This window comes from Chloroflexota bacterium, assembly GCA_020850535.1.
Taxonomy (GTDB): Bacteria; Chloroflexota; UBA6077; order UBA6077; family JACCZL01; genus JADZEM01.
This window is the reverse complement of record JADZEM010000079.1, coordinates 19,606-32,523: the sequence shown is the minus strand read 5'-3', so window position 1 is coordinate 32,523 and position 12,918 is coordinate 19,606. Positions and strand designations below refer to the sequence as shown.

General features: G+C 68.5%; 9 protein-coding genes. All 9 read left to right on the top strand.

What is annotated here, in order from left to right:
- Nucleotides 1-8: 8 nt before the first annotated feature.
- Complete coding sequence (locus IT306_11875; protein ID MCC7369116.1) at nt 9-920, top strand: glycosyltransferase family 2 protein; 912 nt, start codon at nt 9-11, stop codon at nt 918-920.
- Between the two features lie 12 nt (nt 921-932).
- Nucleotides 933-2,675, top strand: a complete 1,743-nt coding sequence (locus IT306_11870) for a hypothetical protein (protein ID MCC7369115.1) — start codon at nt 933-935, stop codon at nt 2,673-2,675.
- A 7-nt stretch (nt 2,676-2,682) separates the two neighbouring features.
- Nucleotides 2,683-4,296, top strand: a complete 1,614-nt coding sequence (locus tag IT306_11865) for an exo-alpha-sialidase (GenBank protein ID MCC7369114.1) — start codon at nt 2,683-2,685, stop codon at nt 4,294-4,296.
- Between the two features lie 115 nt (nt 4,297-4,411).
- Complete coding sequence (locus IT306_11860) at nt 4,412-6,100, top strand: polysaccharide biosynthesis tyrosine autokinase (protein ID MCC7369113.1); 1,689 nt, start codon at nt 4,412-4,414, stop codon at nt 6,098-6,100.
- 9 nt (nt 6,101-6,109) lie between these two features.
- Nucleotides 6,110-7,636, top strand: coding sequence for a hypothetical protein (locus tag IT306_11855; GenBank protein MCC7369112.1), 1,527 nt, complete (start codon nt 6,110-6,112; stop codon nt 7,634-7,636).
- Nucleotides 7,636-9,201 carry a glycosyltransferase family 39 protein gene (locus tag IT306_11850; protein MCC7369111.1) on the top strand — a complete coding sequence of 522 codons (1,566 nt, stop codon included), beginning with the start codon at nt 7,636-7,638 and terminating at the stop codon, nt 9,199-9,201. The genes IT306_11855 and IT306_11850 overlap by 1 nt, the downstream gene beginning before the upstream one ends.
- A 76-nt stretch (nt 9,202-9,277) precedes the next feature.
- Nucleotides 9,278-10,522 (top strand): glycosyltransferase, encoded by a 1,245-nt coding sequence (locus IT306_11845; protein MCC7369110.1) that lies wholly within the window; start codon nt 9,278-9,280, stop codon nt 10,520-10,522.
- A 51-nt stretch (nt 10,523-10,573) separates the two neighbouring features.
- Nucleotides 10,574-11,773: a glycosyltransferase gene (locus tag IT306_11840; protein ID MCC7369109.1), complete on the top strand. Its 1,200-nt coding sequence runs from the start codon at nt 10,574-10,576 to the stop codon at nt 11,771-11,773.
- A 78-nt stretch (nt 11,774-11,851) separates the two neighbouring features.
- Nucleotides 11,852-12,898: a GHMP kinase gene (locus IT306_11835; GenBank protein ID MCC7369108.1), complete on the top strand. Its 1,047-nt coding sequence runs from the start codon at nt 11,852-11,854 to the stop codon at nt 12,896-12,898.
- Nucleotides 12,899-12,918 lie beyond the last annotated feature (20 nt).

Here is a 12,918-nt window from a genome sequence, read left to right as displayed (position 1 = left end):
GAGCCAGCATGGAGCTTTCCGTCATCGTCGTCAGCTTCAATACGCGAGAGCTGCTGGCCTCGTGTATCGAAACGGTCGGCGAGCGAATCGGCGCGCGCAGCCACCAGATTGTTGTGGTGGACAACGCCTCGTCCGACGGCAGCGCGGAGCACGTGGCCGCGCGGTTTCCGAACGTCGTGCTGGTCCGGAACGCCGAGAATCGCGGGTTCGCGGCCGCCGTCAATCAGGGGATCGAGGCCAGCACGGGCCGCTACCTCCTGCTGCTGAACAGCGACGCAACCCTGGAGCCTGACGCCGTTGAGCGGATGTGCCAGCACCTGGACGAGCACTCGAACGTCGCAGCGGTCGGCGGCACGCTGCTCAACCCAGACGGCTCGTTTCAAGGCTCCTACGCCGACTTTCCAACGCTGTACAGCGAGGTGCTGCTCCTCTCGGGGTTGTCGCGCTGGCTGCTGCCGCCCACCTTTCCGAGCCACACCGAAGCAGAGAGCCAGCAGGCCCGTCCTGTCGATTGGGTCTGCGGCGCGTTCGTGCTGCTGCGGCGGGCCGCCGTCGAGCAGATCGGCGGCCTCGACGAGGCGTACTTCATGTACGCCGAGGAAGTGGACTGGTTCTTCCGCGCACGACAGGCCGGCTGGACGACGAGCTATCTGCCGGAAGCCCGCGCCGTCCACCTCGTCGCAGGCAGCTATCGTCGGGATGCAACCCGGCGGCGGGAACAGATCTACCGGAGCAAGTGGCTCTACTTTCGGAAGAACCACGGGACGCTGCAGAGCGCCGTCTTCCTCGGCCTCGTCCGCTCGCTGTCGCTGCTGAAGCTGCTCGCCTGGGCCGGCGCAAGCGCAGTTGCCGGGCCGCCCGCCCGAGAGCGGGCGCGCAACAACGTCGCCTCGTACCGGTACCTTCTGAGCCACATCTGACGGGAGCCGTCCATGGCCATCATCGACCATGCCGCCGTGCGGGAGGCTTCGGCGCCCCTCACGCCGACGACTGCTGCACGGACCGGGGGATTCGCCCGCGTCGTCGCGCGCCCCGCTCGCATCAGCGTCTGGCGAGCCGATCTGCCGTTCCTGCTGTCGCTGGCGGCCCTGCTCCTGGTGGTGACGACGGCGCCCTACGCCTGGGCGTACGCGTCAGCGCCGGCCGACCGTCAGTTCATGGGTATCACCTTCACCACCCATGACTACTCGCAGTACATGTCCTGGGCGCGCGAGTCCCGTGACCGCGTCTTCGTCGAGAACAAGCTGACCCCCGAGCCGGGCCCGGCGACGTTCTTCAACCCCGTGTGGTGGCTGGTTGGGCGCATCGAGGCCTGGACCGGCTGGAGCTTCGCGGCGATCAACCAGGGGTTCCGCGTCCTGGCTGGCATGACGTTCGTGCTGGTGCTCGGGGCGTTCACGGGGCTGGTGCTGCCCGGCAGGGAGCGGCGTGTCGCCGTGGCGCTGGCCTGCGTGACTTCGGGTTTTGGCTGGGTGCTGGTGCTGGCGAAACAGGTGCTCGGCGAGCTGCCGCTGCCCCTGCTGGTGCACGGGTTCCCCGGGAACTCCTTCTTCGGCATCATGGTGGTGCCACACATGATCCTGTCGGCCTCGATGCTGATCGGCTCGCTCGGCCTGATGCTCGATGCGTACCGCCGGCAGTGTGGACGGCGGGCGCTGCTGGCCGGCCTGTTGTGCTGCGGCCTCGGCTTCGCCCACCCGTACAACATCGTGACGGCCTACTCCGTCGTCGGGACGTTCGGCGTCGTCACGGTTCTGCGCGACGGCTGGCGCTGGCGCTGGATCATGATGCTGGCCGCGTTCTACGGCCTCTCGGCCCCGAGCGTGCTCTACTGGATGTGGGTCTCGGCCGGCAGCGCTGAGTGGCGGCAAGTGCTGGAGCAGTACCGCAACCTGGGCGTGTTCACCCCGCAGCCAGCGCAGCTGCTGATCTACCTGGGCGTGCCGGCCATCGTGGCCGCGCTCACCTTCCGGGGATTCGTGCCGCTGCGCCTGCGGAGCGTCGAGGAGCTGTTCGTCACAGGCTGGCTGGCAGTCAACGCCCTCATCATCTACCTCCCGTTCAACTTCCAGATCAACCTGCTGAGCGGCATTCAGGTGCCGCTCGCGATCCTCACGACCATCGGGCTCTACCGCCATGTGATGCCCTGGCTGCGCGAGACCCTGCCGGGGCGGCTCGCCGGGCTGGTCAGGTTCACACCGCTGGCCATCGTGCTGCTGGTGCTCCCGACGAACCTCTACCTGTTCTCGTGGCGCATCGTGGACTTGAACCGCCACACCTATCCGGATTACCTCCATCGCGACGACGTGTCCGCCCTCCGGTGGCTGGAGGCCAACGCCGCGCCGTCCGATGTCGTGCTCAGCTCGCTGTCCATCGGACACTACGTGCCAGGCTACACCGGAGCGCATGCCTTCCTGGGGCACGGTGCGAACACCCTGGACTTCTTCGGGAAGCGCGAGATGGTGAACCGGTTCTTCGCCGCTGGCTCCGACGACGCCGAGCGGCAGCGCACACTGGCACGCTACCACGTCCGCTTCGTCTTCCTGGGGCCGGCCGAGCGCGCCATCGGGGCGTTCGACCCGCGCCGGGCAGCCTACCTGGAGCCGGCCTATGTCCAGGCCGAAACGACCGTCTATCGGGTGCGGCAGGCTACAGCCGCGGCGACAGGGCAGTAGGATACGGATGGTGCGACGTCTGGTACTGCTGGTCACGTTCGCGCTCTGTCTCGGCGTGTCGCTGTTGTCCGTGGACGCCCCGGCAGCATCCGCGGCCGACGACGAGCGCTGGAGCACGCCGTTCCCGGTTTCCGGGCCGGACCCGCGCGCCGGGGGGTGGTTTCCGTCCATCGCGGTGGATCCCTCGGGCCGCGTCCACATCGTCTGGAACGGGCGCGCGCCCCAGCGGCCCGCGGCCACGTCCATGGAGGACAGTCAGCGCGCCAGCGACGCCGCTGGATGGCTCATCTACGCATCGCTGAACGGGCAGCGCTGGACGCCTCCCAACGAGATCGCAGCGATTGGCGACGAAGGGGACGCGCTGCGCTCCTCGTTGACGACCGATCAGTACGGCAAACTGCACATGCTCTACCGTGGCCTCAACCTCCGAGAGCCGGTTGTCGGCGGCGCGGAGAACGAGCCGATCCGCTACGCATCCGTGAACGTGCAGGACGGCACGAAGCCCAATGCCTGGTCCGCTGGCATTGCCATCAGCCACCATAAGCCCGCCTACTTCTCGGACATCGTGACCGACAGCCAGGGCAGCCTGCACGCGCTGATGACCGAGCCCGGCGACGACAAGCAGTACGCGCCGTACTATCGGCGCTCGGACGACGGCGGCCGGACCTGGTCTTCGCCAGTCGCTATCGAGACAGCGCTCGCCGTGTCGCGCTGGCGGCTGCAGCTCAAGCTGGGACAGAACGACGATCTCCACGCCGTCTGGGAGGTCGTCGATCCGGAAGATCCATCCTCCCGCGTGCCGGTTGGCTTCGTGTACGCGCGCTCGACGGACCGTGGCGCGACCTGGAAGACCACCACCTTCGCCCCCGCCAAGGCGGGCGTCCTCTACCCGAAGCAGTTTGAGGGGACGCGGTGGCGGGTTCAGCCGGCCGTTGGGGTGGACGGGCGGGGACAGATCGTGCTGGTCTGGCGCGAGTACGAGACGGACACCGTCTATTTCCAGCGCTCGAATGACGGCCAGACGTGGTCGCCGCCGGCCCGCATCGGCGGCATCGTCCGAGGCGTGGCGCGCCCATTCGACCGGTACGACATGGCGACGGACAGCGCCGGCCGCCTGCACCTCGTCGCGGTCGCCTACACCAGCGCGTCCACCACAACGATGTCGCTCGTCCACCTCGAATGGCTTGGCTACAGCTGGGCGAATCCGGAGATCATCACACGGGCCTCGATTGCGCCCTTCCCGGAGTGGCCACGCGTGGCGGTGGGCGAGGGCAACCGCCTGCACGTGGCGTGGTTCGGAGGCAGCTCGGCCTCGGTGGATCGGGTGCCGACGGGCATCTGGTACAGCTCGAAGGTGACATCAGCGCCGCACGTCGCTCCAGTGGCCCTGCCGGACCGAGCGGCGCCCCAGCCCGACACTGCCAACCCGGCGTTGCTCGTGCCGACGCCAGTCGCGCCTGCGCCGACGGTCGGTCAAGCATCTGGTCAATGGGCCGGCGAGCCGCTCGCGCCCGCGGAGTCGCTTCAGCCGTCTCCATGGCCCGTGGTGGCAGGTATCGTCGGCAGTACCAGCGTGCTGGCGCTGCTGTTCGTGGCTCGCAGATTCCTGGTCAGGCGGTGACGACCATGCGTGTGACCATCGTGCGCTGGGTGCACTGTGCAGACCAGCGTGGGGAACCTCTCCACCGCTGCCCATCGTTCCTTGCGGCGGCCCATCCTCCCGGGATGTCGTGACAATGGTAAATCTCAACGGCGCGATTGAAGCTCTGGTTCGGCTCTGGTGGCTCGTCCTCACCGTGGGTGGGATGGCCGGGCTGCTGACCTATCACGCGATACGCCAGGTGCCGCCAACGTTCGTCGCATCGACGACGCTGATGGTCGGCGACGTGCTGCGTAGCCCGAAGCCCGGCGAGAACGAGTTCTCCGTTGCCCAGAATCTGGCGACGGGCTACGCGCAGATCGCGCAGCGCCAGCCGATCCTGGACGGCGCCGTTCGCTCGCTGGGGCTGCAGACGACCTGGGAGGATCTGCGGCAGCGGATCGTCGTCATTCACCCGAATGGCGCGCTGACCATCGAGATCCGCGCGATGGACACGAACCCCGTGCGTGCGCGGGACATCGCCGCGTCCATCGCCGATCAGCTCGTCGAGGCGAGCCCGACCCGCGCGCGCAAGCAGGAGCTCGATCAGCGGCAGCAGTTTCTCCGTGACGAGCTGGCCACGCTCCAGACCAAGATCGAGCAGGGGCGGGCCGAGCTGGCGAAGAAGCAGGCCGCGCTCGGCCAGGAGACGACGGCCCGGGGCGTGCTCGACCGGCAGGACGAGATCAAGGCCATCGAGCTGAACCTGTCCACCTGGCGCAACAACTACAACGACGTCCTCGGCGCGCTCGAAGGGCGCTCCGACCCGAACAGTCTGTCGATCATCGAGCCGGCGGCCATCCCCACCAGCCCGGCCGGCCCGCGTACCACCTGGTTCGTCGCGCTTGCAGCGGCGGCCGGCGTGCTGGTCGTGTCGTCGGGCATCGTCGCGGCGGAGATGTTCGGCCGGCGCGTGCGCTCGGGTGACGACATCCGAGGGGCGATGCGCTCGGCGCTGGATGGGCTCGTCGCGTACATCCCCCGGCTTGGCGCCAGCGACACCGCCGTCGCCGTTCTGACGGAGCCGGACTCGCTGGCAGCAGAGGCGTACCGCTTGCTGGCCGCACAACTCCGGTTCGGAGTGCTCGGAAACGGCTCCCACATTCTGCTGGTGACCAGCGCGACGAACGGCGAGGGGAAGTCAACCACGGCGGCCAACCTCGCCTCGGCGCTGGCACTGGGCGGCTCGAACGTCATCCTGATCGATCTCGATCTGCGCAAGCCGGTGCTCCACTCGCTGTTCGGCCTGCCAAACCGCGAGGGCGCCAGCGCCATGATGCGCGAGGCCAACTACGACATCGACCGGTACGCCGTCCATACGGCCCTGCCGCGCCTGCGCCTGATCCCCGCCGGGACTCCCGTTGGCAACCCGACAGAGATCCTCAGTCGCTCCGCCGAGGCGCTGGTGCTGGCGGCCTGGAGCAACGCTGACTACGTGATTGTGGACGGCCCGCCGCTGCTCGCGGTGGCGGACGCGGCGGTGCTGACCGGGTCGGTCCCGGACACCCTGTTCGTCGCGCGGTACGAGCGGACCAACGGCCGTGACCTGCGGGCAGCCCTGGACATCCTGAACGGCCTGCCGACGCGGCTGCGCGCCGTGGTGTTGAACGCGGTGCCGTGGGAGCAGCTCAACCTGTACGGCTACTACTTCGTGCCGCAGCAGCGTGGCTTCATGGCCGGCCTACGCTCGATGGGCGCCTGGGGCGCTGGCCGGATGCCGGCCCTGCCAGGGTCAGCCCGCGGCTCGACCTCCGACACTGCCGTGCCGAAGCAGCACGGACCGTAGGGCACGGAGATGAGCACGTTTCGTACGCATCTCCTGACGCGGCTGAGTCGAGCCGAGTGGTGCATGCTCCTGCTGCTGCTCCTGTGCTACGCCTACTTCCTGCCCCGCTACGCGGACTGGAGCCAGACGTCACGGGTGGCCCTGATCCTCGCGATTGTGCATGAGGGGCGGCTGGAGATCGACTCGTACATCGGCACGACGGGCGACTATGCCGAGCTGCGCGGCCACCGCTACAGCGACAAAGCGCCTGGGCCGGCCCTGCTCGGCGTGCCGCCCTATGCGTTGGCGAAGGCGATCCTCGACACCGGCGCCGGGCAGCGGATCGTCGAGCGGCTCGCCCAGGGTGAGGCGCTGCGGCAGACGCTCAAGCCCGGCGAGGCGGCCAGCGAGAAGGTGACAATGGCGATCGCGCAGGCCATCGCGACGTGGGCCGTCGTGTCCATTCCTTCGGCCGTGCTCGGCGTCGTGCTGTATCGCGTCCTCGGGCGGCTGGGAGCGCCGGCCCCGCTGCGTCTGCTGGTGACGCTGGTCTACGGTCTGGCCACCAGCGCATTCCCCTACGCTGGCGCGCTGTACAGCCATCAGCTGACGGCCGCGCTGCTGTTCGGCAGCTTTGCCCTGCTCTGGCGCGAACAGGCCCCCGGCGCGTTGCGGTTGCTGACGGTCGGGCTGCTCATGGGCCTGTCGCTCATCAGCGAGTATCCGACGGCGCTCATCATCGGCGGCCTTGGTCTCTACGCCCTGGGCATGACGCGCCGCCTGTCAACCGGGTTCGTCATCGCGCTGGGGGCGCTGCCGCCGCTGCTGGTGATGGCCATCCACAATCAGCTGATCTTCGGGACGCCGCTGCCGGTCGGCTACTCCTACTCCGCGCTCTGGCAGAACGAGCACCAGGCGGGGCTCTACAGTCTGTCCGCACCGACCTGGGAGGCGTTCTGGGGGGTCACGTTCGGGCTGTATCGCGGCCTGTTCAGCCTCTCCCCGGTCCTGCTCTTCGGCATTGTGGGGCTGGCGCTCATGCTCCGAGACCGCGGATCCTGGCCGGAAGGGCTGGTCTGCGCCTGGAGCGTCGGCAGCTTCGTGGCGTTCAACAGCTCCTCGGGCATGTGGTCTGGCGGGTTTGGCGTCGGGCCGCGCTACCTGGTGCCGATGCTCCCGTTCCTGGCCGTGGGTATCGGCGTGGCGCTTGCGCGGTTCGGGCAGGTGCGCCTGGTGCAGGCCCTGTTCGCCGTGACGGTGGCCTGGTCGCTTGTGGCGGTGTGGAGCATGACCATCGGCGGGCAGGCGTTCCCGGGTTTCGAGCCGTATCCGCTCTGGATGCACAGTTGGCCGGCACTGCTGGCCGGCGATGTGGCGCGCAATCTCGGAACGCTGGCCGGCCTGCGCGGGTGGTGGAGCCTCGCGCCGCTGGCCGTGCTCGGGGGGCTGCTGCTGGCGGTGGGGTTCGGGCGCACCGCGGCCACTGAGGCGGTTCACGTCCCGTCCCGCGCGCTGCCGTCAGAGCCGACGGCACATCCCACGGTGGTGAGCCTCTGATGGCGGCGGTCGAGATGCTCCGTACGAAAGCGCAGGCGCGCCCGCGGGTAACTGACACCCTCTGGCGGTACGCTGGCGGGCTGCTGCTGTTCTGCGCGGTTGGCGGCATTGCCGTGCTGTCGCTGTTCAACCTGGAACGGTATCCGGTGACGTGGTTCGACGAAGGGTCGCACCTGCACGTGCCGAAGACGCTGGTGGTGGACGGCGTCTACGCAGACCGCAGCGCTGAGGGCTACCGCTTCTTTGGCCCCACGACGGGCGTCGGGCCGACCGTCCTGCTGCCGATCGCCGGCGTCTTCAAGCTCGCGGGCATCGGGCTGGTGCAGGCGCGGCTGGTGATGGTGGCGTACCTGTTGCTGGCGCTGGCGGCGTTCGGCGCGCTCGCCCGCTATCTGTACGGCTGGCGGATCGCGGCCCTGGCCCTGGCGCTCCTGGTCAGCATGCCCGGCATCAATCTGCTGTACCTCGGGCGGCAGGTGCTGGGCGAGGTTCCGGCGCTCGCCTTCCTGTCGCTCGCACTCCTCACCTGGTCCCGGAGCGTCGAGGCGGGCGCGCGTGAGCTGCGCTGCCTCCTGCTGGCATGCGTCGCGTTCGGGCTGACCGCGCTGACCAAGAATCAGTTCGCCCTCATCCTCGTGCCGACGCTGCTGCTGCTCTGGGCCGTGGACCGGCTGTACTACCGCGCGCTCTCCTGGAGGCAGACGGTGCTGCCACTCGCCGCCGTGTTCGGCGGCGCAGGGCTGTGCCAGTTGACGCCGCTCCTGCCCCTGCTGGGGACCGACGAGCTTGGCCGGACGCTGGCGCTGGCGCGCGATGCTTCAGCCGGCGCGATCTTTGTCTTCGTCCCGCAGCGGATCTTCAGCAGCCTGAAGTTCCTGTTCAGCGCCGAGAACGCCGGCTTCTGGGTACTGCCGTCGCTGCTGTACGGCCTGGCCTTCGTGCGCCGGGACACCTCACGGGTACTGCCGCACGCCTTCCTGATGCTCTTCGCCGTGTGCGGCCTGACGTGGTTCGCGTTTGGCTCCATCGGCTGGCCGCGCTACGCGTTTCCCGCGCTGGCCCTGACCACGTTGCTGAGCGCCCGGCTCATCGCCGACGTGCTGCGCCCGCTGTTCGACCGGGTCGGGAATCTGCGGACACGGCTCCGGGCCATCGCCGTCCTGGCCGTGGTGGTCATCCCCATCGGCATGGGGCTGGCTGAAACGGCCCGGAGCGTCGTGACCGCGCGTGATGACTCGCCGCAGCGAATGGCCGCGTTCCTGAACGAGACCGTCCCCCAGGAGACCATCGTCGAGACCTGGGAGCCTGAGATGGGGTTCCTGTCTGACCACGCCTTTCACTATCCGCCGTCCGGCTGGCTCGACCGTGCCGTTCGTGCGAAGTGGCTGGGTGGCAGCGCACAGCAAGAGTACGACCCCATGCAGGTGTCTTCGCCCGAGTACCTGCTCGTCGGCCGCTTTGGAAAGTACACCGATGCCTACCGTGCGTTCATACACCACACGCGGCCGGAGCTGATCCGCTCGATCGGCGACTACGACCTCTACCGCCTGCACGGCGCCCGCTGAGCAGTCCTGGCGCTGAGCGGCCCTGGCGTCGCCGTGCGCTCCTCGCAATGACGCAACCACGTGGAGGGAGGCGGCTGTGCGTATCCTGTTCTTGACGCAAGTCCTGCCATTTCCCGCTGACAGCGGCCCCAAGATCAAGACTTTCAACGTGCTGCGTCACCTGGCGCGCAAGCACACCTTGCATCTCGTCTCCTTCGTCCGCTCGGAGGCGGAGGAGCGCGACGCCGAAGCCCTCAAGGAGTGGTGCGAGACGGTCGATACGGTCCGCATTCAGCGGTCGACCCTGCGGGACGTCGCGTCGCTCCTGACGTCGTGGGGCAGCGGTCGGCCCTTCCTGGTCGAGCGTGACGACTCCGACATCTTCCGGTGCCGCGTCCAGCAGTTGCTCTACCTGCACAACATCGACGCGGTACATGCCGACCAGTTGACGATGGGACAGTTTGCCGTCGACCTGCCGGTACGCGTCCGCGTGCTGGACGAGCACAACGCCGTCTGGACGATCGTCAAGCGGGTGGCCCGTCACGAGCCGTGGGGTGCGCGGCGGCTGGTCGCCGAGCTCGAATGGCGGCGTGTGCGGTCGTACGAAGGGGCGCTCTGTCGGGCGTTCGATGGGGTGCTGGTGGTCAGCGACGGCGACCTGCGTGATCTGGAAGCGGCTGCAAATGCATCGATCCGGGCCACGGTCGTGCCCATCGCCGTCGACACCGACACGTTCGCCTTCAAGCCGCGCACCGATCGGGCGCGGCACATCGTGAGCATGGCGACGATGTTCTACCCGCCGAACGCCGAGGGGGTCGCCTGGTTTGCGCGCGATGTGTACCCGCTGGTTCGGCAAGAGCTTCGAGACAGTACGTTCTACGTTGTCGGCAGCAAGCCGCCAGAACACATTCGCGAGCTTGCCACGGCCCAGCCAGGCATCGAGGTGACGGGGTACGTTCCCGACCTCAATCCGTATCTCGACAAGAGTGCCGTGCTGGTCGTCCCGCTGCACTCTGGCAGCGGGATGCGCGTGAAGATCCTTGAGGCGTTTGCGCGGGGCGTGCCGGTCGTGTCGACCACCATCGGCGTGGAGGGGATCGAGGCCCGCCACGGCGAGCACCTGCTGGTGGCAGACACGCCGGAGGCGTTCGCGCAGGCCGTGGTACGGACCGTCTCCCAGCCGGACGAGGCCCGGGAGCGGGCACAGGCCGCTCGGCGGCTCGTCGAGGACCGCTACGACATGCAAACGGCGTTGGGAAAGCTCGACGATCTCTACCAGGATGAGCTCGGGCAGGCCCGCGCGAGCAGGCCTGTCGATATCACATGCGGAAGCGCCGGCTGATGTCCGCCTGCCGCGTCGCCTCAACTGCAGTCAGGATCAGGTGAGCGTGCCATGAAGATGCTGATGGTTCTCCCGTATGCGCCGTCGCTCATCCGCGTGCGGCCGTACAACCTGATCCGGGAACTGGCGCGAGATCACGCCGTGTCGCTGCTGATCGTCGGCGCCAGCCCATCGACGGCGGAGCTTGCCGAGATCGCTCCGTTTGTTCGCACGGTGCGGGTCGCGCCGCAAACCAGACTGCGCGCCGTCGTGAATTGCGGCGCCGCGGTGGTCCAGCGGGCGTCGCTTCAGAGCGTCGTTGGAGCGGCCCCCACGGCTGCCCGTGAGCTGCGAGCCATGCTCGCGTCCGAGCCGTTCGACGTGGTGCATGTGGAGCATCTGCGGGCGGCGTTCATCGAAGCCGCGCTCCCGCCGGAGATGCCGCGCATCTTTGATTCGGTTGACGCGATCTCACTGCTGTGGGAGCGGACGCGGGACAACAGCCACAGCATGATGCAGCGGGCGGTCGCCGCCGTCGAGCTGAGCCCGACGCGCCGCTACGAGTCGTACCTGATGTCCAGGTTTGACCGGGTCGCCGTGACCTCGCCGGAGGACGCCGACACGCTGCGGGCTCTGCGAGCGGATGCGCCGGTCGAGGTCATCCCCAACGGCGTCGATCTCGGCTATTTCACCATGCACGAGCGTCAGACCCTCTCGAACACGCTCGTCTTCTCCGGCAAGATGTCCTACCACGCGAACGTGACGGCGGCCCTTCACCTCGCACGAGACATCCTGCCGCTCGTGAAGGCTCGCATCCCAGACGTGCGCCTGCGCATCGTCGGAAGCGACCCGCCGCCCATCGTCCGGGCACTGGCGCAGGATCCCAGCATCACGGTCACAGGCTGGGTGCCTGATCTCCGTCTCGCCATCGCGACGGCGACCGTGGCCGTCTGCCCGGTCACGGTCAAGGTTGGCATTCAGAACAAGATTCTGGAGGCGATGGCGCTGGAAGTACCGGTCGTCGCGTCGGAGCAGGGTGCGCTCGGGCTGCAGGCTCGGCCAGGCGAGGACTTGCTCGTCGGGCGGGGGGCGCCGGCCCTCGCAGAGCACCTGGTGGGCCTCCTGGTGAACCCGCCCGAGCGCGAGCGCCTCGCGCGCGCCGGCCGCCGGTACGTCGAGCGGCACCATCAGTGGGCGGCCGCGGCAGACGCCTTCGCGCGCCTGTACTCCGAGGCCATGGCCCTGCGCGGGCGCTCAGCCCAGGCCGTCTAGCACGCACCTCATCGCACCACTGCCGCTGCCCAGGGCGGCGGTGGTTCCCTTGATTTCCCTGCACCGGGAGGCATCCACATGCTCATTGCTCGCGCCCCACTCCGCATCAGTCTCGCCGGCGGTGGGACAGATCTCCCTGCGTACTACGAAGAGCATGGTGGGCTGGTCATCTCGACCACCATTGACAAGTTCGTCTATGCGCGCGTGGCCTCGAATGCGTCTCGCAGCGCACAGATCGTGTCGGCGGACTACCAGACGTCCTATCTGCACGGACGGGGGACGCCGATGTGCTGGGATGGCGATCTCTCGCTGCCGCGCGCGGTGCTCCACGAGATGGATCTGCATGACGGCGTGTCGGTCTTTCTGGCGTCCGAAGTGCCACCAGGGACCGGCCTTGGATCGTCCAGCGCGATGGCTGTCGCGCTGGTGCAAGTGCTGGCGATGTACCGCGATGCGCCACTCACCCGGCAGCAGGTAGCCGACCTGGCGTGCAGGATCGAGATCGAGAAGCTGTCCGCGCCCATCGGCAAGCAGGATCAGTACGCGGCGGCGTTTGGTGGCCTCAACGCCATCCAGTTCGAGCGGGGCGGGGTGAAAGTCGAGCCAGTGCGGACGCCGCCGGGCCTGCTCGACCGTCTCAGCCGGCGGCTGGTGCTCTTCTTCACGGGGACCGCACGCAGCTCGGCGACGATCCTGCGCGCCCAGCAGGCCGCCAGCGCCAGCGGCGATCCGCAAGCCCTGGCGGGGCTCCACCAGATTCGTGGGCTTGCCACGGTCTGCCGTGGCCTCCTGGAGCAGGGCGACGTGGACGCCATCGGCGAGCTGCTGCACGAGGGGTGGATGCGTAAGCGGTCGCTGACCTCAGGCATCACCACCGGTCAGATCGACGAGCTGTACGACACGGCCCTGGCGCACGGCGCGCTGGGTGGAAAGATCACCGGCGCCGGCGGCGGCGGATTCCTGCTGCTCTACTGCCGACAGGGGCGGAAGGCCGACGTGATCTCAGCGATGACCGCGCGCGGGCTGCGCCAGATGGATTTCTGCTTCGAGCCGCGCGGCGTCCTGGTGTCGTCCTTGAACTGGCAGGACACCGAAGAGTTCGGCGCGTCGCGGGCGAGCGCGTAGAGACGATCTCAGGTTCCCGG